Genomic DNA, 24087 nt, shown 5'->3' on the forward strand with positions numbered 1-24087 from the left:
CGTCAGAAATCCTTGCAAAGGCGCAGCGCGTCGTAAATCGCGCCGTGAATGTTGTGCATCGAAATGCAGTCGCCCACACGGAACAACAGAAAGCGGCCATTGCCGAGTTCTTCGCTGAGCGATGGCTGCGGCTCGGACGCGAACAGCTTGTGCACATCGACCTGCCCGCGGTTCACCGACTCCGGCTTGAGCGCCCAGTAGAGCCGGTCGTTCGGCGTGCTGCCGTTTTCGATCACCACCTGATCGACCGCGCGCTCTTCCTGCTCTTCTGTGTACTCGTTGCGGATCACAGCGATCTTCTTGCCGTCCTCCACGTAGACCTTGTCGAGCCAGTAGTTCGGCGTATGAATCACGCCTTGGGCATAGAGACGCCGGTAGAAGATCGGGAACGTGGTGCCGCCGACATCGTCGGCGACCTTCACGTCCGGCGTCACGATCTCGACGTGCGAGCCGCGGCTCGACATGAAATCGGCGACGCCCGCGCCGGCATGCGTGCTGACGCCGTCGTAGACGAGCACGTTCTTGCCCGGCTCCACCTTGCCCGACAGCACGTCCCACGAACTGACCGCGAGGCCTTCGTCGACACCCCACGCCGCCACTTGCGACGTAAACGCCGAGCCGCCCGTCGCGAGCACGACGATGTCCGGCTTCTCGGCCATGATGGTTTTCTCGTCGGCGGCGACACCGAGACGCCGGTCGACGCCGAGGCGCTTCGTTTCCATGTCGAACCAGCGCACGATGCCCGCCATCTGCTCGCGCTGCGGCGCTTTCGCGGCCAGCATGATCTGCCCGCCCACGTAGTCGTTCTTCTCGAACAGCACCACGTCGTGACCGCGCGACCTGGCGACGCGTGCCGCTTCGAGGCCCGCCGGCCCCGCGCCGACCACGACGACCCTGCGCTTCGGGCCGCGCGTCTTCGCGATCACGTGCGGCATGGTCGCTTCGCGCGAGGTTGCGGCATTCTGCACGCACAGCACGTCGAGCCCGTTGTACTGGCGGTCGATGCAATAGTTCGCGCCGACGCATTGCTTGATTTCGTCCTCGCGACCATCGCGAATCTTGATGACCATATGCGGATCGGCGATCTGCGCGCGCGTCATGCCGACCAGATCGACCATGCCGCTCGCCAGCAGCCGCTCGGCCTGGCCCGCGTCGCGAATGCTCTGCGCGTGCATCACCGGCAGCTTCACGACCGACTTGATGCCGGCCGCGAGATGCACGAACGGCTCGGGCGGCAGCGCCATCGGCGGCATGCAGTTGGCGAGCGTGTTGTGCGTGTCCGCGCCGGAGCCGATCACGCCGAGGTAATCGATCAGGCCGGTTTCGCTCATCGCCTGAGCGATTTCCTTGAGTTGTTCGTGATCGAGCCCGTCTTCATGAAACTCGTCGCCGCACATGCGCAGGCCGACGCAGAAGTCCGCGCCCACTGCTTCACGCACGGCCTTCAACACTTCGGTGCCGAAACGCAGACGGTTTTCGAGCGAGCCGCCCCATTCGTCGGTGCGGAAATTGGTGCGCGGGCTCCAGAACTGATCGATCAGATGCTGGTGCGCCGCCGAGATTTCGACGCCGTCCATGCCCGCATCCTTGACGCGTTTCGCGGCCGCCGCGAAATCGTCGATGATGCGGCGAATCTCCTCCACTTCGATGATCTTCGCGTTGCCGCGATGCACCGGCTCGCGCACCCCCGAAGGCGACATCAAATGCGGCCAGTGCTCGCCGTGAAACGCCGAGCGGCGTCCCATGTGGGTAGCCTGAATCATGATTTTCGCGCCGTGCGTGTGCATCGCTTCGGCGAGCCGTGCGAGCGGATCGATGATCCTGTCGGTCGACAGATTTACCGACTTCCACCAGCCTTGCGGGCTATCGATCGACACCGGGCTCGACCCGCCGCACACGGCGAGCCCGACGCCGCCCTTCGCCTTCTCTTCGTAGTAGCGGATATAACGGTCGCCGGGCAGGCCGCCCGGTTCCGCATAGACCTCCGCGTGCGCGGTGCTGACGATGCGGTTGCGCAAGGTCAGCTTGTTCAGCGTGAGAGGCTTGAAAAGGTTCGGGTAACGCATCGCGATCGACCTCGGAATGAATAGGCTTGTTGCGCTTTGCCGTGCTGCCGTTGCTATGGACTGCCGTGTGCTGTGCTCAGGACTTCAGCGGCGACACTTCGAACACGCAGTGCGGGTGGCCTTCGGCCGCACAGCGCGCTTCTTTCGAATACGAGGGCGGGCCCTTGCGCGAAGCATCGGGCGCGGTGTCGTTGACCCAGTCCATCGCGCCCGCGAACCAGCCGGCGAACATGTAGCAGAGCTTGCCGACCTTCTCCGGCTGCGCGAGCACGAACGACGAATGATGCAATTCAATGCGCGCACGCGAGCTCGACGGATCGGCCTCGGTGATCGTGAAGATGCCCCAGCCGCGTTGCGACAGACGTTTCAGGTAATGCTCGAATACCGCCATGCCGCTGATGCCGTGCTGTTTCGCTTCCTTGTCGCACCAGAAATAGGCGGACTTGTAGCCCGCTTTGTAGAGAATCTCCGCGTAGGTGTCGAGGCCGAGCGCTTCCTCGACGGCGGCGTGGTTGTTGGTGAAGAAGTGACGCGGCACGTAGAGCATCGGCAGCGCGTCGGTGGTCCAGACGCCGGTGTTCGCGTCGACGTCGATAGGCAGTTGGGGTTGCATGTGGAGGCTCCGCTTATATGTATACGATGGATCGATTGACTGGCTCAGACTTTCCAGACCTGACCGAACACCCGCACCCAGTTCTCGCCCATGATCTTCTTGATGCGCGTGTCGCTCCACCCTGCGCGCTCCATCGCCGCGGTCAGATTCGGAAATTCGCCGATCGTGCGGATGCCTTCGGGATTCACGACCTTGCCGAAATTCGTCAGCTGGCGATAACGGCCCTTGTCGTGCGTGATCCAGTCGAAGAACTCGGTGCTATAGCCTTGCGTGAAGTCCGTGCCGATGCCCACCTGGTCTTCGCCGATCAGATTCACCACGTAGTCGATCGCCTCGATATAGTCGTCGACGGTCGCGTCCGGGCCGCGCTTGAGGAACGGCGCGAACATCGTCACGCCGACGAAACCGCCCGCATCGGCGATCTCTTTCAGCTGCTCGTCGCTCTTGTTGCGCGGATGCTCTTTGAGCCCCGACGGACAGCAATGCGAATAACACACCGGCTTGTTCGACGCGGCGATCGCTTCGGACGACGTCTTGCCGCCCACATGCGAAAGATCGACCATGATGCCGACGCGGTTCATCTCCTGGATCACTTCGCGTCCGTAACCGGACAGGCCGCCATCACGTTCGTAGCAACCGGTGCCCACGAGGTTCTGCGTGTTGTAGCAAAGCTGCACCACGTTCACGCCGAGATCCTTGAACGCTTCGATATAGCCGAGGTTGTCCTCGAACGCATGCGCGTTCTGGAAGCCGAAGATGATGCCGGTCTTGTTTTCCTTCTTCGCGCGCAAGATGTCGTCGGTGGTGCGCACGAGCGTGAGAATCTCGCCGTACTCGCGAATCTGCTGCTTCATCTCTGCGATGTTGTCGACGGTCTTCTGAAAACTTTCCCAGACCGATACCGTGCAGTTCACCGCGGTCACGCCGCCCTTTCTCATGTCCTCGAACACCGAGCGCTCGAACTTCGAAATGTTCAGACCGTCGATGATGATGCTGTTCTCGTGCAAAGTACTCATCGTTTGCTCCAGGCGTTCTCAGTAAATGGGGAAGCGCTCGCACAGCGCGAAAATCTCGCGGCGCACGCGTTGTTCGGTGGCGACGTCGCCTTCGGGGTGGCCGCGCAGTGCGTCGAGCACGTCGACGATCAGCCGCCCGATGTCGCGAAACTCGCTCACACCGAAGCCGCGTGTGGTGCCCGCCGGCGTGCCGAGGCGAATGCCTGACGTGATCGTCGGCTTCTCGGTGTCGAACGGGATGCCGTTCTTGTTGCAGGTGATGCCCGCGCGCTCCAGCGCCTGTTCGACCTGATTGCCCTTGAGGCCCTTGGGCCGCAGATCGACCAGCAGCAGATGGTTGTCGGTGCCGCCCGTGACCAGATCGACGCCGCCCGCTTTCAGCACTTCGCCGAGTGCCTGCGCATTCGCGAGCACATTGTCGATATAGGTCTTGAAACCGGGTTGCAGCGCCTCGCCGAATGCAACCGCCTTGCCGGCGATCACGTGCATCAGCGGGCCGCCCTGCAGCCCGGGGAACACCGCCGAGTTGATCTTCTTCGCGATCTCCTCGTCATTCGTCAGCACAAAGCCGCCGCGCGGACCGCGCAAGGTCTTGTGCGTGGTCGACGTGACCACATGCGCATGCTCGACCGGATTCGCGTGGCGCCCCGCCGCGATCACACCGGCGATATGCGCCATATCGACCATCAGCTTCGCGCCGGCGCCGTCGGCAATCGCGCGCAGCCGTGCGAAATCCAGCGCACGCGGATAAGCGGAAAAGCCGGCGATCAGCAGCGTGGGCTTGTGCTGTTGCGCGAGTTCCTCGATCTGCTCGTAATCGATCAGCATCGTGTCGCGATTCACGCCGTATTGCACCGCGTTGAACCACTTGCCCGAGAGCGCCGGCTTCGCGCCGTGGGTCAGATGGCCGCCCGCGTCGAGCGACATGCCGAGCACCGTGTCGCCCGGCTTCGTCAGCGCCAGCATCACCGCGCCGTTCGCCTGCGCGCCCGAATGCGGCTGCACGTTGGCATACTTCGCGTCGAACAACTGCTTGATGCGATCGAGCGCGAGCGTCTCGATCACGTCGGCGTATTCGCAACCGCCGTAGTAACGCTTGCCCGGATACCCTTCCGCATACTTGTTGGTCAGCACCGAGCCTTGCGCTTCGAGCACCGCGCGCGACACGATGTTTTCCGACGCGATCAGTTCGACTTGCGACTGCTGACGCTCGAGTTCTTTCAGAATGGCGCCGCGCACCGCTGCATCCCGCGTGGCCAGCGAGTCTTCGAAAAAAGGATTCGGGTTCGACATGAAAGGTCCGTAGGGGCGTTGACGGAGGGCCGGAAGCGGCGCTTGCGCATTGCCGCCACCGGTCTGCATTGCGTCTATTCTTGACGCTCGGGCAGCGCGCCAATTTACGAATTCAGACGCGTTCTTTGCCTTTTCCGCCATGCGCGTCCTTTTTCGACAAGTCGGCGTGAGCGAGCCGCGAAAAGTCCCGCGAGCTTCCCGACATCGCCCGGCAAGCACTTAAGAAATGCGGGGGTTTTTGCTGCACTGCGGTTGATCGTCGTGCGCCGTTCGAGTGCAACGAAGCCGATGACGGCGCCGTTGTAGTGCCCATTTGTTTAGCTATCCGAGCTTCCTGATACCAACCAAGGGTTTAGCCTGATGGCACGGTAGTTGCACTCGTACTCAAAATTGCATGAGTCGACGCTCCCCACGTCGACGCGACATTACATAGATTCGAAGGAATCACTCCCCCCATGTCCACCGATCGCACGGCGTCGTTGTCGCACTTCGCATTCATGCCGGTTCCCAACTTCACCATGATCGCGTTCACCAACGCGATCGAAGTGCTGCGCATGGCGAACTACCTGACGGGACAGACGCTTTACCGCTGGTCGATCGTGAGCCCGGAAGGCGGGCCGGTCACCGCGAGCAACGGGCTGTCGGTCGACACCGGCCCGGTCGAATGCGTCGGCCTGCCGGATATCGTGTTCGTGGTCGGCGGCATCGACGTGCAGCGCGCCACCACGCCCGCTCACCTGTCCGCCTTGCGCCGCTTCGCGCGCATGGGCAGCGTGCTCGGCAGCCTGTGCACCGGCACTTATGCGCTCGCGCGCGCCGGCTTGCTGGCCGGTTATGCGTGCGCGATTCATTGGGAGAACATGTCGGCGCTGAAGGAGGAGTTTCCCGATACGCGCTTTCTGAAAGAGCTATTCGTCATCGATCGCGATCGCGTCACCTGCACGGGCGGCGTCGCGCCGCTCGACATGATGCTGAACCTGATCGCGCCGCGTGTGGGCACCGCACGCGTCACGCAGATCGCCGAGCAGTTCATCGTCGAGCATGTGCGCGACACCAGCGCGCAACAGAAGATGCCGCTGGTCGCGCGGCTCGGCTCGGCCAACAAGTCGCTGTTCGAAGTGATCTCGCTCATGGAGAACAACATCGAAGAGCCGCTGTCGCGCGAAGAACTTGCGCGTCTTGCGGGCATGTCGCAGCGGCAATTGCAACGGCTATTCCGCGAGCATCTCGGGATGACGCCCACCCATTACTATCTGACGCTGCGTTTGCGGCGCGCCCGTGAGCTGCTCCTGCAAACGGACATGTCGATCATGCACATCACGATGGCTTGCGGCTTCCAGTCCGCCTGCCACTTCTCGAAGAGCTATCGCGACGCGTTCGGCACGGCGCCGACACGCGAGCGGCGCAAGCAGGCGCCTTCGCTTGCCGTGGCGCCGGTCATGGCTGCCTGACGCATCTGATCGCGCTACGCAGAGCCGACTTCACTTTGCATCAGCGCCATTCATCACCGCAAAAACAAACGCGCTGAGCGGAAAACCCCTCAGCGCGTTGGTCGTGATCGTGCTTCAGCGCACGCTTGAGCGCATCGTCAAGCCGCCTTCAACAACCCATGCGGGTCGATAACAAACTTCCTCGGCGCGCCGCCATCGAATTGCCGGTAGCCATCGGGCGCGTCGTCGAGCGACACCACCGTCACGTTGACGATATCCGCAATCGGCAGACGGTCCCACAGAATAGCCTGCATCAGATTGTGGTTGTACTTCATCACCGGCGTTTGCCCGGTATGGAACGAATGTGACTTGGCCCAGCCGAGCCCGAAACGAATGCTCAGGCTGCCTTTGCGTGCGGCGGCATCGGCGGCGCCTGGATCGTCGGTCACGTACAGGCCCGGAATGCCGATCGCGCCCGCCGCGCGCGTGATTTCCATCAGCGAATTGAGTACCGTGGCCGGCGCTTCCTCGTGCGCGCCGCTGCTGCCGTGGCCGTGCGCCTCGAAGCCGACGCAATCCACCGCGCAATCCACCTCGGGTTTGCCGAGTATCTGCTCGATCTGCTCGCCGAGCGTCGCGTCCTTCGATAGATCGATGGTCTGAAAGCCCATCTTGCGCGCATGCGCGAGGCGCGCTTCGTTCATATCGCCGACGATCGTGCAGGCCGCGCCCAGCAATCTCGCCGACGCCGCGGCGGCCATGCCCACCGGCCCCGCGCCCGCGATATACACCGTCGCGCCGGGTTTCACGCCTGCCATCACCGCGCCGTGATAGCCGGTCGGCAGAATGTCGGACAGACACGTGAGGTCGCGGATTTTCGACATCGCCTGCGCACGGTCGGGAAACTTCAGCAGATTGAAGTCCGCGTACGGCACCATCACGTACTCGGCCTGGCCGCCGATCCAGCCACCCATGTCCACGTAGCCATACGCGCCGCCCGCCCGCGACGGGTTCACGTTCAGGCACACGCCGGTGTGCTGCGCCTTGCAGGTCGGGCAGCGTCCGCACGCGACGTTGAACGGTACGGACACGAGATCGCCGATGCTGAGCGTCTCGACGTCGCGGCCCACCTCGATCACCTCGCCGGTAATCTCGTGACCCAGCACGAGGCCGACTTCGGCGGTCGTGCGGCCCCGCACCATGTGCTGATCGGAACCGCAAATATTCGTGCTCACTACTTTGAGAATCACGCCATGGCCGATCGACCGCCCGCGTGGATCGACCATCTTCGGATAGTCGATCGACTGCACTTCCACCTTGCCCTGCCCGAGATACACGACGCCGCGATTGCTGCTCATTGTCCGTCTCCATGTCTTGTGAGCGGCGTGACCGAGTGCGGGTTGTCAGCGCGGCACGCCGTTCAACGAGCGTAGCGTGCACCGGCATCGAGCACATGTATCTCACGCGACACGAGTTTGGCTGGAACCGACAAGTGGTGGAACGCCAGTTTTTATTGATTGACTGTTCAATATAAATAAACTTACCATGCGTCATCGAATCCATGCGGTCGGCTCACCGTGGGTGCGCCGCCATCTCCAGCACCATGCCCAAACTCGGAATGCGCGAAATCCGCCGCGCGCAACTGATCGACGCCACCCTGCTCACGATCGGCCAGAGCGGCCTCGCGAGCGCGACGCTCGCCTCCGTCGCACAACGCGCGAGCATTTCCACGGGCATCGTCAGCCACTATTTCGGCGACAAGGACGGCCTGCTCGAAGCGACCATGCGTCACGTGCTGCGCGATTTGTGGCAGGCCACGGCGAGCCGTCGCCGGGCGGCGAAGGCGGACCCACGCGCGAAACTGCGCGCGGTGGTCACCGCGAATTTCGACGCCGCACAAACCAGCGGCCCGGTCATGAAAACGTGGCTCGCGTTCTGGTCCGAGAGCATGCACAAGCCGCAGCTGCGGCGGCTGCAATACGTGAACACGCGCCGTCTGAACTCGAATCTGTGCGCGGATTTTTCGAAGGCGCTGCCGCGTGCGGCGGCGCGCCGTGCGGCGAGCGGCCTCGCGGCGCTGATCGACGGCTTGTGGCTGCGCGGCGCGCTGTCGGGCGAACCGTTCGACACCAGGGCGGCGCTACGCGTCGCGAATGACTATATCGATCTGATGCTGGCGGCACGCAATCAGGCCGGCGGCGTTTCCTGAAAGGAGCATGGGATGGTGGTATTCGCAACGCAACGTCTGTACATAGGCGGCGCTTACGTCGATGCAACCGGTGGAGAAACCTTCGACACGCTCGACCCCGCCACCGGCGAGACGCTCGCGAGCGTGCAGCAGGCGTCGGCGGCCGATATCGAGCGTGCGGTGCAAACGGCGCAGACCGGGCAACGCGAGTGGGCCGCGCTCACGGCGATGCAGCGCTCGCGCATTCTGCGCCGCGCGGTGGAACTGCTGCGCGAGCGCAACGACGAACTTGCGTTGCTCGAAACCCGCGACACCGGCAAGCCGATCGCCGAAACGCGCGCGGTCGATATCGTCACCGGCGCGGACGTGATCGAGTACTACGCGGGACTCGCCACCGCGATCGAAGGCCAGCAGATTCCGCTGCGCCCCTCGTCGTTCGTCTACACGCGCCGCGAGCCGCTCGGCGTGTGCGCGGGCATCGGCGCATGGAACTACCCGATTCAGATCGCGTGCTGGAAGTCGGCGCCCGCGCTCGCGGCCGGCAATGCGATGATCTTCAAGCCAAGCGAGATCACGCCGTTGTCGGCATTGAAGCTCGCGGAGATCTACACCGAGGCCGGCGTGCCGGCGGGCGTCTTCAACGTCGTGCAGGGCGATGGCCGGGTCGGCGCGATGCTCGCCGCGCATCCGGACATCGAGAAGATTTCGTTTACGGGCGGCGTCGAAACGGGCAAGAAGGTGATGTCGCTCGCCGCGTCGTCGTCGCTGAAAGAAGTGACGATGGAGCTCGGCGGCAAGTCGCCGCTCCTCGTGTTCGACGACGCCGACCTCGAACGCGCCGCCGACATCGCGATGAGCGCCAACTTCTTCAGCGCGGGCCAGGTCTGCACCAACGGCACACGCGTGTTCGTGCAACGCAGCGTGCTCGAACGGTTCGAAGCGTTGCTGCTCGCGCGGGTCGAACGCATCCGCGTGGGCGCGCCCACTGACGCGAACACGAACTTCGGCCCGCTTGCGAGCGCCGCGCAATTGCAGAAGGTGCTCGGCCATATCGACAGCGGTGTGCAGGAAGGCGCACGCTTGCTGGCGGGCGGCCGGCGCCTGACCGAAGGTCATTTCGGCGGCGGCCAGTATGTCGAGCCGACCGTCTTCACCGGTTGCCACGACAACATGCGCATCGTGCGCGAGGAAATCTTCGGCCCCGTGATGAGCATCCTCGCATTCGACGACGAGGACGAAGCGATCGCGCGTGCGAACCGCACCGCTTACGGCCTCGCCGCAGGGGTCGTCACTGAGAATCTCTCGCGTGCGCACCGCGTGATTCATCGGCTGGAGGCCGGCATCTGCTGGATCAACACATGGGGCGAATCGCCCGCGGAAATGCCGGTGGGCGGCTACAAGCAATCGGGCGTCGGCCGCGAAAACGGCATCACCACGCTCGAACACTACACGCGCATCAAGTCCGTGCAGGTCGAACTCGGCCCCTATCAACCGGTGTTCTAAGGAGTGGCGGCGATGGCCTCGAACGAATACGACTACATCATCGTGGGCGCGGGTTCGGCGGGCAACGTGCTCGCGTCGCGCCTCACCGAAGACGCCGACGTGACGGTGCTGCTGCTCGAAGCAGGCGGCCCCGACTACCGTTTCGATTTCCGCACGCAGATGCCGGCCGCGCTCGCGTATCCGCTGCAGGGACGCCGCTATAACTGGGCGTACGAGACGGACCCCGAACCGCACATGAACAACCGTCGCATGGAGTGCGGACGCGGCAAGGGGCTCGGCGGGTCGTCGCTGATCAACGGCATGTGCTACATCCGTGGCAATGCGCTCGATTACGACGGCTGGGCCGCGCACCCTGGTCTCGAGAACTGGACCTATCTGGACTGCCTGCCGTATTTCCGCCAAGCCGAAACGCGCGACATCGGCGCGAACGCGTATCACGGCGGCGACGGTCCGGTCCACGTGAGCACCAGCAAGCCGGGCAACAACCCGCTCTTCGCCGCGATGGTCGAGGCCGGTGTGCAGGCAGGCTTTGCGCGCACCGACGATCTGAACGGCTATCGGCAGGAAGGCTTCGGTCCGATGGATCGCACGGTCACGGCCAACGGCCGGCGCGCGAGCACCGCGCGCGGCTATCTGGATCGCGCGAAAACGCGGCCGAATCTGACGATCGTCACGCATGCGGTCACCGAGCGCGTGCTGTTTTCGGGCAAGCGCGCGGTCGGCGTCGCGTATCTGCATCACGGCACGGCGCTCAGCGTGCATGCGCGCCGTGAAGTGCTCGTGTGTAGCGGCGCAATCGGGTCGCCGCAATTGCTGCAGCGCTCCGGCGTGGGCCGCTCGACCTGGCTGCGCGAACTCGATGTGCCGCTCGTGCACGATCTGCCTGGTGTCGGCGAGAATCTTCAGGACCATCTGGAGATGTATATCCAGTACGAGTGCAAGGAGCCGGTGTCGCTCTACCCGGCGTTGCAGTGGTGGAACCAGCCTGCCATCGGACTCGAATGGATGCTCAACGGCACGGGCATCGGCGCGAGCAATCAGTTCGAAGCGGGTGGCTTCATCCGCACGCGCGACGACGACCCATGGCCCAACCTCCAGTATCACTTCCTGCCGGTCGCCATCAACTACAACGGCTCGAACGCGATCAGGATGCACGGCTTCCAGGCGCACGTCGGCTCGATGCGTTCGCCGAGCCGGGGCCGAGTGAAGCTCACCTCGCGTGATCCGAATGCGCACCCCAGCATCCTGTTCAACTACATGGCCGATCCGCTCGACTGGCGCGAATTCCGCGACGGCATCCGGATCACGCGTGAAATCATGCGTCAGCCGGCGCTCGACCGTTATCGCGGGCGCGAGCTGAATCCCGGCGCCGAACTGGGCACCGACGCGCAACTCGATCAGTTCGTACGGATGCGCGCGGAAACGGCGTTTCATCCGTCGTGCTCGTGCAAGATGGGCTACGACGACATGGCGGTGGTCGACAACGAGGGCCGCGTCCATGGTATCGACGCGCTGCGGGTCGTCGATGCGTCGATCATGCCGCGCATCACGACCGGCAATCTGAACGCGCCGACCATCATGCTGGCCGAGAAAATCGCCGACCGGATTCGCGGGCGGGAAGCGCTGGCGCGTGTCGATACGCCTTACTTCGTGGCCAATGGCGCGGCTTCCAGACAGCGCGAGAGCACACGGTCGAGCGACGTTGTGAAGATGTCATACGGGCTCAGTGCAGGTTCGATCTGAAAAACTGAAGCGCGTTTTCATCGAACGCCTGGTGGAAGGCCACACGGTCGAAACCGTTTTCATCGGTACAGAGTTCGGGGGCGTTCTTTCTCAAGGTGGCCGAACACGGCGCAAGAAAGGCAAAATGAGCCGCGCCGGGGACGAGATGGTATTCAGGCCGCTTCGGCAGCATATTGGCCAGGCTGGAGATCGATTCGGGAAGCACGCCGTCGCCGCCATACTGCGACGCCCAAAGCTGGATCGGTGCTTTCACGTCGTTCAGATCGTGTGAAGAGGGAAACTCGTTGAGCGGGTCCGCAAGAACATAAGCTTTGATCCGGGGATCGTGAGTCAACGGCTGATTCGGAATCTCTTTGCGCTGAAGCTGTTTGCAGATTGGAAGATTCAAATCCGGACATGGAATGTCGGCGTGCAAAAAGTCCGGATTCGCGCCAGCCAGTACGAGACCGGTATAGCCGCCACGCGAAAAACCAAAAAAGCCGATCAGCTCGGGATTGATTCTGGGCATCTCGGGTGCCTCGCTCAACATGAAGTCGATGAGACGCTTGATGTCGGTTGGGCGCTCCACGAACTCAGAAATATCGGCCGCACGGCTCATGTCGGAAAAGGTATCGCCGGGATGGTTGATTGCCGCGACGACGTAGCCCGAGTCCGCGAGTACTTCCGCAAGATCATGGTGACCAAGAAACGCCCCGCCGTGGCCATGCGAGATGACGATCAGCGGTAGCGTTTCGACCGTGGCCGGACAGTCGCGCCGCCCCTTCAGCATGTAAGGCCCGATCGGAATGTCCTGAGCGGGGGCTGCGCATGGCGTCCATACGATCGCTTTCAACGCGGGGCCGTTGGCATCGGCCGGAACTTGCACGAACCTGATTCCTGCCGCATGGGAAAGAGTCGCGGATACGCAGAAAAGGACCGCCAGGATCATTGCTCTCATTGGAATTCCCTGCGCGATTGGGCGAGTCGCCAGTTTTGCCTGACGGCAACTATAAGGCAACCCCATGCACGCTGCGTGTGACGCTCGACGGTGTCGAAGATCCGGAGCGCGGTGACGACTGACCGGCCCGCCCGCTCGGCGCGTGACAGACTTCTCTACCCGAAAACCCGAGCCCACGCCGCGCGAAGGCGTCGCGCCCGATCTTCGAAGATATATGACGCGGCCAGCGTCAGGAGAGCGGAGATCACACCGGTCACGATGTGCTCCACATAGGGGATGCGGTAGTGGCTCCCGTGAGCGTAAGCGTCGCCTATCGCCGTCAGCAAACCGACGAGCAGCGCATTGCTATATCGGTGCTTATAGAATCGGGCCGCAGGCGTGAAAGTCAGCAAGACCGCCAGAAGCCCGGTCAGCAGACCGGTCTGCAATGCGATCGTCCAGTGGGGGAGGCTCATGAGATTGCCCCAGCTGCCGGGCATACAGGTCATGCACGCGCTGGTCGGCTGCCAGAAACGCTGGATAAACAGCCGCAGGCGGCGCTTCCATTCGCTTGACATGATCGATGTCCTCGTCACTGCCGACACCGCCATACGTTTTATCTGCGCGGCGTCCAGGCGTTCCAGCGAGCCTCCTCCCGGCTCATGGATCGATGTGCGCATGGGCACCCGACCCGCGCTCGGGCAGGAATCTGGACCTGGTAGCGATATTACTCCGCACCCACTGCCTGCGCGTCTCGACCGGCTCCGGTATTCAGCCTGCGGCTCACGATCCGCCAAACCAGTTGTAGCCCTGATCGACCCAATAGCCGCCCGGAAACGTGTTGGTCACGAAAATCTCCATGATGTGCTTGGGATTCTTGTAGCCGAGTTTGGTCGGCATTCTGAGCTTCATCGGGTAGCCGTATTTTGCGGGCAATTGCTGACCGTCAAAGGTAAAGGTCAACAGCGTCTGCGGATGCAGCGCCGTTGGCATATCGATGCTTTCGTAGTAGTCGTCAGCGCATTTGAAGCCGACGTATTTCGCCGACGTGTCCGCGCCGACACGCTTGAGAAACGCCGCGAACGGCGTGCCGCCCCATCGGCCGATCGCGCTCCAGCCTTCGACGCAGATATGTCGCGTGATCTGTTCAGCCTTCGGCAATGCGTCAAGGTCGGCGAGCGTCCAGTCCTTTTTGTCCTGCACGAGGCCGCTCACTTTCAGGCGAAAATCGCCGCCGTCGACGTGCGGCACATCGTCGATCCCATAGTACGCATTGAACGGGAACGGGCGTGTGATCTGTGCTTCGGTGTAGGTCGGTGCGAGACGGTTCGGGTCGAATAGCCAGCCCTGCACGCGGTCGTTCATTCTCGACACGCGCGACAGAAACGTCTCGACCGATTTATCGTCCGAGAGGCTGCATCCGGTCAGCATCGCCAGCCCACCCAGCGTGATGATGCGTTTGCCGAACAGGCGCCGTGACGGCATATCGAGCTCACGACGCACGTCGATACTGAGCGACTCGCGATCGACGCCCGATTGCGACGGTTTGAATGGCTTCACAGGAGTAGTCCTCGGTTAGCGGCCACGAATCATCGTGAGCAAGGAGCGCGGCACGAGCGCGACCATTGTCAGATGAATCACGATGAAACCGGCCAGCAGCGCCATTGCGCAGAAGTGAACGACGCGCGCGTTGTCATATCCGCCCATCAGTTCGCGCAACACCGGAAACTGCACCGACTTCCAGATTGCGAGGCCCGAGATGATCAGCACGGCTATGTCGAGCATCACGAACAGGTAGGCGAACTTCTGCACCGCGTTGTAGCGGCTCGGGTCTGCATGCGACAGATGGCCTTTCAGGGCTTCGCGCAGGTCGTGCAGGATTGCGCGCGGCGACAGCGGGAAAAACTTCGACCGGATGCGGCCCGTGACGAGGTTCATCGCCAGATAAAAGAGTGCGTTGAAGAACAGCAGCCACATCGCCGCAAAGTGCCATTGCAGCGCGCCGCCGAGCCAGCCGCCGAGCGTGAGGCCGGTCGGGATCGTGAGGCCCTGGAACACCGGGGACGCGTCGTAGATTCGCCAGCCCGACAGCATCATCAGCACCACGGCCAACGCGTTGAGCCAGTGCGCGATGCGCACCCACGCGGGTTGCAAGGTGCGTGTCGCGTCGGGCAACGCACCGGGTTGGGGGATCGCTTTCATTCCGAATCTCCGTGAAGCCTCGGGGCTCAGGTGCGTTCGCCGCAAGATGCCGGGAACGCACCTGTGTGCCTTACTTGCTCATCGCGTCGTCTTTCTTCATTGCGTCGTCTTTTTTCATCGTGTCGTGTTTCATCTTGCTGCTGTCCTTCTTCATCGAGTCTTTCGACATCGAATCCTTGGCCATCGAATCCTTGCTCATCGCGTCTTTCGACATCGAATCGTTGGACATGGCGCCGCTCGCCTGGGCGAACACCGAACCACCGCTGGCGAGCAAGGCTGCGGCGACTGCTGCGATTGCAATGCGTTTCATGGCAACTCCTGGAGTGTTGTTGGTCGGGCCGCCGTCGCTCATGGCTGTAGCTCGCGGACGGCCCGGGGGTATCAGATAGACTGCTTTGCGGCAACTACCGATGCGTCGTCATCCCGCATCTGTGAGGTAGTTCGCTGCGTGTCCCGGCCCGGTTACAGCACGCGCCAGGTTTTTTTCTCTTCAACAGACAAAAAGAACGCACGCGACGCAGTCCTCGTCGCCAACGCCCGAGGCGATGGAATAAACTCCTGTTTCCTGTAACCGACCTCCCCGATGAATCGAACTACCGATATCACCGCAGCGCAGGCAAAAGAGGCCCGTCTGCGCGCCCTGTTCCTGCGCGGCCTGGACGGCGACGCCGCCGGGTATCGGCAATTCCTCGCGGAACTGGGCGCGCACCTGCGTGGCTTCCTGCGGCGGCGGCTTCACGACAGCGCGGCCGATGTCGAGGATCTGGTGCAGGAAATATTGCTGGCGGTTCACAACGGACGGCATACGTATCGCGACGAGCAGCCGCTGACCGCGTGGATTCACGCCATTGCGCGCTACAAGCTGACGGATTACTTTCGGGCGCGTTCCCGCCACGACGCGCTCAACGATCCGCTCGACGATGCATTCGAATTGCTCGCCGCGCCCGATCTCGAACCGGCGCAAGCCCGGCGCGACGTGGGCAAGCTGCTCGAACAGTTGCCGGATCGTCAGCGTTTGCCGATCGTGCATGTCAAGCTCGAAGGGCTGTCCGTGACGGAAACCGCGCAGTTGACCGGCTTGTCGGAGTCCGCGGTCAAGATCGGCGTGCATCGCGGCCTCAAGGCGTTGGCCGCAAAGATTCGAGGAAGCCGATGAAAACGGATGAATTCATTTCTCTGCTGGCGACCGGTGTCGCGCCGATAGACCGCCACGCGCTCACGAAACGCTTCACCCTTGCGGTGCTGAGCGGCGCGGCCGGTGCGACGCTGATCATGGCGATGCTGCTCGGCGTCCGGCGCGACCTCGCCGAAGTCGCGCTCACGCCGATCTTCTGGGCCAAGGTCGCGTTGCCGCTCTGTCTGATGATCGGCTCGCTCTGGATGTCGACGCGGCTCGCCCGGCCCGGCATGCGCGCCGGGGCGAGCGGCTGGTTGATCGCCGCGCCGGTCGCGGCGGTGTGGCTGGCCGGGGCGTATGTCTTGATGGGCGCACCGGACGACGGCCGGCTCGCACTCGTGCTCGGCAAAACCTGGCGCGTCTGTCCTTTCAATATCGCGATGCTGTCGGTTCCGGGCTTCATCGCCGTGTTCTGGGCGCTCAAAGGACTGGCGCCGACCCGGCTCGCGCTGGCGGGCGCCGCGGGCGGCTTGCTGGCGGGCTCGACGGCGACGCTCGCCTATTGTCTGCATTGCCCGGAGATGGCCATTCCATTCTGGGGCGCATGGTATCTGCTGGGGATGCTGGTGCCGACGGTCATCGGCGCGCTGCTCGGCCCGCGGCTGTTGCGCTGGTAAGCGACGCGGTACACCTACCGTCTTGCCGCGCGGCGCGAAGCTTCCCCTCGCGGCGCCGAAAATGCCACCGCCCCTCTTGCTCCACAAGATTTTCTTTACCCTCGCGCAACTTATCCTCGATTGTCAGCGCGCAGCAAAACCCGGATAGTGCGACTCGGCCAACCTGCCGGCCGACATCCAGGGAAACGCTGCCAATGAAGTCCAAAACAATCAGTCTTATCGCGAGCGCCGTGTTTGCGCTGTGCACAATGCCATCCATCGGCCGCGCCGCCGATGCCCCGCTCGATCGGATCAAGCCCACCGTCGACGCAGCTATCCAACCGCTGATGGCGAAATATCGCATTGCGGGCATGGCGGTCGGCGTGATCGTCGAGGGCAAGCCCTACGTGCTCAACTACGGCGTCGCGTCGACGCAAACCGGCAAGCCGGTCACGCGCGAGACCTTGTTCGAACTCGGCTCCATCAGCAAGACATTCACGGCGACGCTCGCGTCTTATGCGGGCCTGAACGGCAAGCTGTCCTTGTCGGACCCGACGGCGAAGTATCTGCCGTCGCTGCGCGGCACACCGTTCGGCAGCGTGAGCCTGCTCAACCTGGGCACGCACACGCCTGGCGGGCTGCCGTTGCAGGTGCCCGACGACATCCACGACAACGACCAGCTGATGCAGTACTTCGCCGCATGGCGGCCCGCTTATGCACCCGGCACGCAGCGCACGTATGCCAACCCCGGTATCGGCACGCTCGGCCTGATCACGGCGAAGAGCATGGGTCAGGACTTCACCGCGCTGATCCAGCAACGCCTGTTTCCCGCGCTCGGCATGACGAGCAGCTACATCGACGTCCCGAAAGCGAAAATGCCGGACTACGCGCAAGGCTATACGAAGCAGGATGCGCCGATCCGCATGACACCCGGTGTGTTGTCCTCCGAAGCCTATGGCATCAAGTCGACTGCGGCCGACATGCTGCGCTTCGTCGCGGCGAACATGGATCTGATCCCGCTCGACAGCACGCTCCAGCGTGCGATCACGGCAACGCACACCGGCTACTTCAAAGCAGGCGTGCTGACTCAGGATCTGATCTGGGAGCAGTATCCGTATCCAGCCGCATTGAAGACCTTGCAGGAAGGCAATTCAGCGGAGATGGTCCTGCATGCGACGCCTGCCGCCGAAATCAGGCCGCCGCAGCCGCCGAGACAGGATGTATGGATCAACAAGACCGGCTCGACCAATGGTTTCGGTGCGTATGTCGCGTTCGTTCCGCAGAAGCATCTGGGGATCGTCATGCTCGCCAACCGGAACATCCCGAACGACGCACGCGTGAGCGCCGCTTATCAGATTCTGACGGCGCTCGCGGGCAGCGAGCATTGAACTCACGCTAAACGAGCGCGGGCGCTGAGCATGCCCCGCCATGCCCAGCGCCCGCCGACGCTCACTCCCGCACCGGACTCAACGCCCCATGCGGGTCCGCTTCGACCGCTTCCGACACGAGCGTTTCCAGCGCCAGCCCGCGCGTTTCGATCCCCAGTATCCACACCGCTGCGGCGGCGATCACAAAGCACATCGCGCCGAGCGAAAACACGCCGCCCTGGCCGAACACCGGCAGCACGATGCCGACCACATACGGCCCGATCAGCGACCCTACCCGGCCGATCGCGGACGCGAACCCCGAGCCCGTGGCGCGCGCGCCGGTGCCGTAAAGCTCGGGCGTGTACGTGTACAGTACCGCCCACATCGCGAACAGGAAGAACTGCATCGCGAGCCCGGCGCAGATCAGCAGCGTCGGCGTTTGCGCATGCAGCGCGGTCTGTCCGTAGACGTAGGCCATCACCGCGCTGCCGGCGAGCGACGCGATACAGGTCGGCTTGCGGCCCCAGCGCTCGACGAGCCACGCCGCGCAAATGAAGCCCGGAATCCCGCCGAGCGAAATCAGCACCGTATACAGCACCGACTTCGTCACCGCAAAACCGGCCTGCTGCATCAGCGCGCCGAGCCACGACGTCAGCCCGTAAAAACCGAGCAGCGCGAAGAACCACAGCGTCCACACCATGATCGTGCGGCGCCGGTAGGCGAGGCTCCAGATCTCGCGGAACGCGCCGCCGCCCTTCGCCGCGGCCGGTTCCGCGAGCAGGGCCGGTGCGCGCAACTGGCTCAGGCCTTCCGCGCGCATCACCTTCACTTCGATGTCGGCGAGAATCCGGTCGGCTTCGGCATGGCGTCCGCGATGTTCGAGCCAGCGCGGCGACTCCGGCACCACACGCCGCACGATCAGCACGAACACAGCGGGAATCGCGAGCAGCGCGAATTCGGTGCGCCAGCCGAAAGCCGGCAGCACGAAGTACGACACCACGCCCGAGGCGATGAAGCCGAGCGGCCAGAAGCCGTCCATCAGCGCGATCAGCCGTCCGCGCGAGGCAGCCGGCACGAACTCCGACAGCAAGGTCTGCGCGATCGGAAACTCCATCCCCATACCGAAGCCGAGCAGCACGCGATAAAAGATCAGCGCCTCGACGCTCTGCGCGGTCGAACACAGATACGACGCGAGGCCCCACAGCACCATGCTCCACTGAAAGACGGGCCGGCGCCCGAAGCGATCGGCGAGCAGGCCCGCCACCGCCGCGCCGATCACCATGCCGAAGAAGCTCGCGCTGGCGACGAGCCCCGTGGTCGCGGTCGATAACTGGAACTCGGTTTTGATCGAGCCGAGCACGAACGTCATGGTGCCGAGATCGACGGAATCGAAGAAGAACGCAATCGCGATGATGACGAAGATGGTCCGGTGATAACCGGAGAACGGCAGTCGTTCGAGCCGGGCGGCCGCGCTCGCGCGTGGCTGAAAAGCGGTAGACATGTGATCCCCTCGTTGATGCGGCGGCAGCCGCGTGAGTGTTCCGGGCAGCGTTTTCAGTAGACGTCGACATAAATCGTCCACATAGAAGGAAAACGTCATCGAAATGGAACGGGGGCGTCGCGGTGGCCGCCCGGCATGCAGGCGCGAGGGACGCAAAAAGCGCTAGAGACGCAGCCGCGCACGCGCCGCGCCGGCAATGCGCGCGAGCGTGTCCGCACTCAGGCGTGCGGCGATTTTTTCGACGTATTCGTGGTGGCGCGTCTGCAGCGGCGCGCCGAGTTGTTGCGCGAGCAGATAGCGGATCAGCGCGATGCGCCGGTGCCGCAGCACGATGCTCTGATCGAGCAGCGCGAGCGCGGCAGCGGCGTCGCCTTCATGGCACGCGCGCTCGGTGAGGCGCGCGGTGGCTAGGCGCGTCGACGGCATGGCATGGGCGGGAGTCGAACGAGACCGGATGTGCGGCGAGCGATGCGTGCGCGCACCGCTCGCCGTGCGTTATGACATCAGCGGCTCGGCCGCGTCGAGCATGATCTTGACGAAGTAGTCGGCGAAGCTGCGGCGCACGACGATGTCGAAGCTGTCCGCGCCGGTATGCAGCAACGTCATCGATGCCTTGAAATAGTGGCTCTGCGCGCATTGCCCGTCGCCGAACAGTTTTGGATGCAGGTCGAGCGGGCAACCGCGCGCCAGCACGTCACGCACGCGCGTGCCGCTGATTTCGAGCACCGTATAGCCGCTGCCGACATCCACCGCTGAGGCGAACACACCGCCCAACGCGGCGCCGAGTTTCGCCTGCAACGGCGCGGTGCGCGCGGCGTCGTGCGCGGCGGCCGAGCGTACGAGCCATTCGTCCGGGCCGAGCCACAGCATGTCGTAGCCGTTGCCGCGCGCGACGGTGTTCGCCTTCTCCGGCGGCTTGCAACCGATCACGCTCTGCACCGCGCTCACGAATGCCGCGTCGCGCGTATCGCCGCGCAGGTTCACGAGTTCCAGAAACGGCCGCTCGCTCAACCTGAAAGCGGCGGATGCCGTCGCCTGATGCTTCTTCAGCAGCGTACCCGCGCCCACCAGCGGCGACTCCTGCCACACACCCGTTTGTCCACCCACAGCGCGATCCACGATCGATACCATCCCGCCTGTTTCATTCCACATGTTGACGTGCTCCTTCGCTGTCGTAGAACACCGAACTGGTGACCGTGGCCGCAATCTGCTTGCCGCTCGACAGCGGAATCGTGACCGTTGCGCCGATCTTCTCGAGACCGCCCTTCACCACCGCCATCGCAATCGAGCGCTTCAGGATCGGGCTGTAATAGCTCGACGTGACGTGCCCGAGCATCGGCGCGGTGTCGCCCTGGAACGGCCCGGCGACGATCTGCGAGCCTTCCGGTATCACGAACGACGGATCATCCGACAGCAGTCCGACCAGTTGCTTGCGCCCCGCCTTCGCGGTGTCCGAACGCGTCAGCGAGCGCTTGCCGAGAAAGTCCTTCGACTTCGCGACGAGCCCGCCCATGCCGAGGTCGTACGGCGTCATCGAGCCGTCCGTATCCTGGCCGACGATGATGTAGCCCTTCTCCGCGCGCAGCACGTGCATCGTTTCGGTGCCGTACGGCGTGATGTCGAATTCCGCGCCCGCAGTCATCAACGCTTCCCACACCGCGCGCCCGACGTTCGCCGACACGTTGACTTCATACGCGAGTTCACCCGAGAAGCTGATGCGCATCACGCGCGATGCCGCGCCGGCCACCGTGCCCTCGCGATAGCTCATGAACGGAAACGCCGCGTTCGCGAAGTCGATGTCGTGGCAGACCTTCTGCAAGACCTTGCGGCTGTTCGGACCGACCACGGCAAAGGTGGCCCAGTGATCCGTGACCGATGCGAGCCGTACCCGCATGTCCGGCCATTCCGTTTGCAGCCAGCGTTCGAGCCACGTGAGCACGCGCGCCGCGCCGCCGGTGGTGGTCGTCATCATGTAGTGCTGGTCAGCCAGACGCACGGTCACGCCGTCGTCGAAGATCATGCCGTTTTCGTCGAGCATCAGGCCGTAGCGGCACTTGCCGACTTCCAGCTTGCTCCACGGATTCGTATAGACCCAGTTCAGCAGCTTCGCGGCATCGGGGCCCTGAATGTCGATCTTGCCGAGCGTGGACGCATCGAGTATGCCGACGCTCGTGCGCACCGCGAGCGATTCGCGTGCGAGCGCCGCGTGCATGTCCTCGCCCGCCTTCGGGTAGTACCAGGGCCGTTTCCAGTTGCCGACATCCTCGAAGGCCGCGCCGTTTTCGACGTGCCATTCGTGCACCGCCGTCTTGCGCACCGGATCGAGAAACTCGCCCAGCTCGCGGCCCGCAAAGGTGCCGAAGGTGACTGGCGTGTAGTTCGGCCGGAAGGTGGTCGTGCCGGTCTCGGGAATCGTCTTGCCGAGCGCCTGCGCGAGAATCGCCATGCCGTTGATGTTGCCGAGCTTGCCCTGGTCGGTGCCGAAGCCCATCGCGGTGTAGCGCTTCACGTGCTCGACGGATTCGAAGCCTTCGCGCGCGGCGAGAAAAATATCCGCTGCGGACACGTCGTTCTGGAAGTCGACGAACTGTTTGGGCCCGCGCGTCGCCAGCTCGCGCCCGCCGACCAGCCACAGCGGCGCGATCTTCGCCTCGCTCAGCTCGGCCACCTGCAGCGGAGCCGGCCGCGCGACGATGTGACCGGCGGCGCGCGCCGCCTCGACGCCCGCATCGACGGCAAAGCGGATGCCCTGGCCCAGCGTGAAGTCGCCCGCGCACGCGCCGACACTGGTCTCCGCCTGCATCGCCTTGCCGGGCACGAAGCAGGCCTTGTCGTCATGCCAGTGCGCCTTGCCGCCCGACTGCGCGAACAGATGCAGCACCGGGCTCCAGCCGCCCGACATCGCGAGCAGATCGCACGGTAATGCGCCCTGCTGCGCGCCGACCTGTCCGTTCGAATACGACGCCACATCGACCGACGCAACACGCAGCTTGCCGTGCGCCGCCGTGACGACCGCGCCGTTCATGACCTTGATGCCGTAGCGCCGCGCCAGCGCAGGCAACGTCCCCTTCGATTCGCCCGCACGCGGGTCGATCACCGTCACCTGCGCGCCGGCCGCCTTCAGGTCGAGCGCGCATTGATAGCCGTCGTCGTTGTTCGTAAACACCACCGCGTTGCGGCCCGGCAGCACCGCGTAACGATGCAGATACGTCGACACCGCCGACGCCAGCATCACGCCGGGCAGATCGTTGTTGCCGAACACGATCGGCCGTTCATGCGCGCCGGTCGCGAGAATCACGCGTTTTGCGCGGATTTTCCACAGCAGCTCGCGCGTGCCCTTGCGTTGCGATACCGGCAGATGCTCGGTGAGCCGCTGCGTGACCGTCACGAGGTTATGGTCCTGGTAGCCGAACGCGGTGCTGCGGGACAGGATCTTCACCTCGGGCATTTGCCGCAGTTCGTCTTCGAGCTTTTGCACCCATTGCAGCGCGGGCTTGCCGTCGATCTCCGCGCGGCACGACAGCAGCGAGCCGCCGAGTTCCGCCTGATCGTCGACCAGCGTCACGCGCGCGCCCGACAACGCCGCCGCGTGCGCCGCCGCGAGACCCGTCGGGCCGCCGCCGACCACCAGCACGTCGCAATGCGCAAAGCATTTGTCGTAGCGGTCCGCGTCGGTGTGCTCGGGCGCCTTGCCGAGGCCGGCCGCGTCGCGGATCGCTTCTTCGTACTTCGGCCAGAATTTGCGCGGCCACATGAAGGTCTTGTAGTAGAAGCCCGCCGGAATGAAGCGCGCGATCTTCTGATTGATCGCCATGCGGTCTTTCTCGATGCTCGGCTTCGCGTTCACGCTGGTGGCGACGAGTCCCTGATACAACTCCACTTCGGTCGCGCGCGCATTGGGCACCGTGTAGGCGCCGGTTTCGAGTTGCACGACCGCGTTCGGCTCCTCGACACCCGCTGTCACGATGCCGCGCGGCCGGTGATACTTCCAGCTACGCGCGACGAAGTGCACACCGTTCGCGAGCAGCGCGGAGGCGAGCGTGTCGCCCTGATAGCCCTGGTATTTGACGCCGTTGAACGTGAAACCGAGCGCAATCGCGCGGTTGATGCGCCCGCCGCTGGGCAGTCGGTCTTTCTGGCTCATGATGCTTTGCCCTCTTGTGCTTTGGCGTCGTTGCCATCCATCGTGAGCAGCGGACGCTCGAACGTCTCATAGCCCTGGATCTCGTAGCTCACCGTGTCGCGCTGCGCCTTGAACCAGCGCCGGCAGCCCTGCGTATGCAGCCATTGCTCGCGATGCACGCCGCGCGGGTTCTTACGCATGAACAGGTAGTCGCCCCATTCCTTGTCGGTCAGTTGGTCGGTGTCGAGCGGACGGGCGATATCCGCTTCGCCGCCGCAGGAGAATTCGGTTTCGGCGCGGGGACCGCACCATGGGCATTCGATCAGCAACATGTGTGGGGCTCCGTTAGCGAG

At 63.8% G+C, this 24087-nt stretch carries 22 protein-coding genes; 7 read left to right on the plus strand and 15 right to left on the minus strand.

What is annotated here, in order from left to right; translation table 11 throughout:
* Positions 1-2: 2 nt before the first annotated feature.
* The 4 genes from PQQ53_RS28370 to PQQ53_RS28385 all read right to left on the minus strand — a co-directional run bounded on the left by PQQ53_RS28370 (position 3) and on the right by PQQ53_RS28385 (position 4988).
* On the minus strand, positions 3-2066 hold the full coding sequence (locus PQQ53_RS28370) for an oxidoreductase (protein ID WP_408141479.1): 2064 nt from the start codon (positions 2064-2066) through the stop codon (positions 3-5).
* Positions 2067-2142: 76 nt separating this feature from the next.
* On the minus strand, positions 2143-2679 hold the full coding sequence (locus PQQ53_RS28375) for a DUF5943 domain-containing protein (RefSeq protein ID WP_408327778.1): 537 nt from the start codon (positions 2677-2679) through the stop codon (positions 2143-2145).
* Between the two features lie 44 nt (positions 2680-2723).
* A complete protein-coding gene (locus tag PQQ53_RS28380) occupies positions 2724-3695 on the minus strand; it encodes a dipeptidase (RefSeq protein WP_408141481.1) in 972 nt (323 codons plus the stop codon).
* Positions 3696-3713: 18 nt separating this feature from the next.
* Positions 3714-4988 (minus strand): serine hydroxymethyltransferase, encoded by a 1275-nt coding sequence (locus PQQ53_RS28385; RefSeq protein ID WP_408327781.1) that lies wholly within the window; start codon positions 4986-4988, stop codon positions 3714-3716.
* Positions 4989-5443: 455 nt separating this feature from the next.
* Between PQQ53_RS28385 and PQQ53_RS28390 the strand changes: the two genes are divergently transcribed.
* Entirely contained in the window at positions 5444-6439 is a 996-nt protein-coding gene (locus PQQ53_RS28390; RefSeq protein ID WP_408141483.1) for a GlxA family transcriptional regulator, read from the plus strand.
* A gap of 137 nt (positions 6440-6576) precedes the next feature.
* On the opposite strand, the gene fdhA is transcribed toward PQQ53_RS28390, so the two are convergent.
* Complete coding sequence (fdhA, locus tag PQQ53_RS28395; RefSeq protein WP_408141484.1) at positions 6577-7776, minus strand: formaldehyde dehydrogenase, glutathione-independent; 1200 nt, start codon at positions 7774-7776, stop codon at positions 6577-6579.
* A 245-nt stretch (positions 7777-8021) separates the two neighbouring features.
* On the opposite strand from fdhA, the gene betI reads away from it, so the two are divergent.
* The 3 genes from betI to betA are packed head-to-tail and all read left to right on the plus strand — an operon-like array spanning position 8022 to position 11852.
* Entirely contained in the window at positions 8022-8627 is a 606-nt protein-coding gene (gene betI, locus PQQ53_RS28400) for a transcriptional regulator BetI (protein WP_408327784.1), read from the plus strand.
* A gap of 12 nt (positions 8628-8639) precedes the next feature.
* Complete coding sequence (gene betB / locus PQQ53_RS28405; RefSeq protein WP_408327787.1) at positions 8640-10109, plus strand: betaine-aldehyde dehydrogenase; 1470 nt, start codon at positions 8640-8642, stop codon at positions 10107-10109.
* Positions 10110-10121: 12 nt separating this feature from the next.
* Complete coding sequence (gene betA, locus PQQ53_RS28410; RefSeq protein WP_408327790.1) at positions 10122-11852, plus strand: choline dehydrogenase; 1731 nt, start codon at positions 10122-10124, stop codon at positions 11850-11852.
* On the opposite strand, the gene PQQ53_RS28415 is transcribed toward betA, so the two are convergent.
* The 5 genes from PQQ53_RS28415 to PQQ53_RS28435 all read right to left on the minus strand — a co-directional run bounded on the left by PQQ53_RS28415 (position 11833) and on the right by PQQ53_RS28435 (position 15280).
* Complete coding sequence (locus PQQ53_RS28415; RefSeq protein ID WP_408327793.1) at positions 11833-12789, minus strand: alpha/beta hydrolase family protein; 957 nt, start codon at positions 12787-12789, stop codon at positions 11833-11835. The genes betA and PQQ53_RS28415 overlap by 20 nt on opposite strands.
* Before the next feature lie 155 nt (positions 12790-12944).
* Entirely contained in the window at positions 12945-13346 is a 402-nt protein-coding gene (locus PQQ53_RS28420) for a hypothetical protein (protein ID WP_408327833.1), read from the minus strand.
* A 205-nt stretch (positions 13347-13551) separates the two neighbouring features.
* Complete coding sequence (locus tag PQQ53_RS28425) at positions 13552-14328, minus strand: molybdopterin-dependent oxidoreductase (RefSeq protein ID WP_408141489.1); 777 nt, start codon at positions 14326-14328, stop codon at positions 13552-13554.
* A 15-nt stretch (positions 14329-14343) separates the two neighbouring features.
* Positions 14344-14970 carry a cytochrome b/b6 domain-containing protein gene (locus tag PQQ53_RS28430; protein WP_408327796.1) on the minus strand — a complete coding sequence of 209 codons (627 nt, stop codon included), beginning with the start codon at positions 14968-14970 and terminating at the stop codon, positions 14344-14346.
* Between the two features lie 70 nt (positions 14971-15040).
* Entirely contained in the window at positions 15041-15280 is a 240-nt protein-coding gene (locus PQQ53_RS28435; protein WP_408327799.1) for a pentapeptide MXKDX repeat protein, read from the minus strand.
* A 273-nt stretch (positions 15281-15553) separates the two neighbouring features.
* Between PQQ53_RS28435 and PQQ53_RS28440 the strand changes: the two genes are divergently transcribed.
* From PQQ53_RS28440 to ampC, 3 genes are all read left to right on the plus strand, one after another.
* Entirely contained in the window at positions 15554-16126 is a 573-nt protein-coding gene (locus PQQ53_RS28440) for a sigma-70 family RNA polymerase sigma factor (RefSeq protein WP_408141492.1), read from the plus strand.
* Positions 16123-16764, plus strand: coding sequence for a DUF1109 domain-containing protein (locus PQQ53_RS28445; RefSeq protein WP_408141493.1), 642 nt, complete (start codon positions 16123-16125; stop codon positions 16762-16764). The genes PQQ53_RS28440 and PQQ53_RS28445 overlap by 4 nt, the downstream gene beginning before the upstream one ends.
* Positions 16765-16958: 194 nt before the next feature.
* The gene (gene ampC / locus PQQ53_RS28450) at positions 16959-18131 is read left to right on the plus strand and encodes a class C beta-lactamase (RefSeq protein WP_408327802.1); all 1173 of its coding nucleotides are present in this window, start codon (positions 16959-16961) and stop codon (positions 18129-18131) included.
* Between the two features lie 61 nt (positions 18132-18192).
* Here ampC and PQQ53_RS28455 read toward each other — a convergent pair whose 3' ends face one another.
* The 5 genes from PQQ53_RS28455 to PQQ53_RS28475 form a co-directional block, all read right to left on the minus strand.
* The gene (locus tag PQQ53_RS28455) at positions 18193-19611 is read right to left on the minus strand and encodes an MFS transporter (protein WP_408327805.1); all 1419 of its coding nucleotides are present in this window, start codon (positions 19609-19611) and stop codon (positions 18193-18195) included.
* Between the two features lie 162 nt (positions 19612-19773).
* On the minus strand, positions 19774-20037 hold the full coding sequence (locus PQQ53_RS28460; protein WP_408141496.1) for a hypothetical protein: 264 nt from the start codon (positions 20035-20037) through the stop codon (positions 19774-19776).
* Positions 20038-20106: 69 nt separating this feature from the next.
* Positions 20107-20763 (minus strand): sarcosine oxidase subunit gamma, encoded by a 657-nt coding sequence (locus tag PQQ53_RS28465; RefSeq protein WP_408327808.1) that lies wholly within the window; start codon positions 20761-20763, stop codon positions 20107-20109.
* Positions 20753-23755, minus strand: a complete 3003-nt coding sequence (locus tag PQQ53_RS28470) for a sarcosine oxidase subunit alpha family protein (RefSeq protein WP_408327811.1) — start codon at positions 23753-23755, stop codon at positions 20753-20755. The genes PQQ53_RS28465 and PQQ53_RS28470 overlap by 11 nt, the downstream gene beginning before the upstream one ends.
* A complete protein-coding gene (locus tag PQQ53_RS28475; protein ID WP_408141499.1) occupies positions 23752-24066 on the minus strand; it encodes a sarcosine oxidase subunit delta in 315 nt (104 codons plus the stop codon). The genes PQQ53_RS28470 and PQQ53_RS28475 overlap by 4 nt, the downstream gene beginning before the upstream one ends.
* Positions 24067-24087: the final 21 nt, after the last annotated feature.

Origin of the sequence: Paraburkholderia strydomiana, assembly GCF_046030495.1 — a bacterium.
Lineage (GTDB): Bacteria > Pseudomonadota > Gammaproteobacteria > Burkholderiales > Burkholderiaceae > Paraburkholderia > Paraburkholderia strydomiana_A.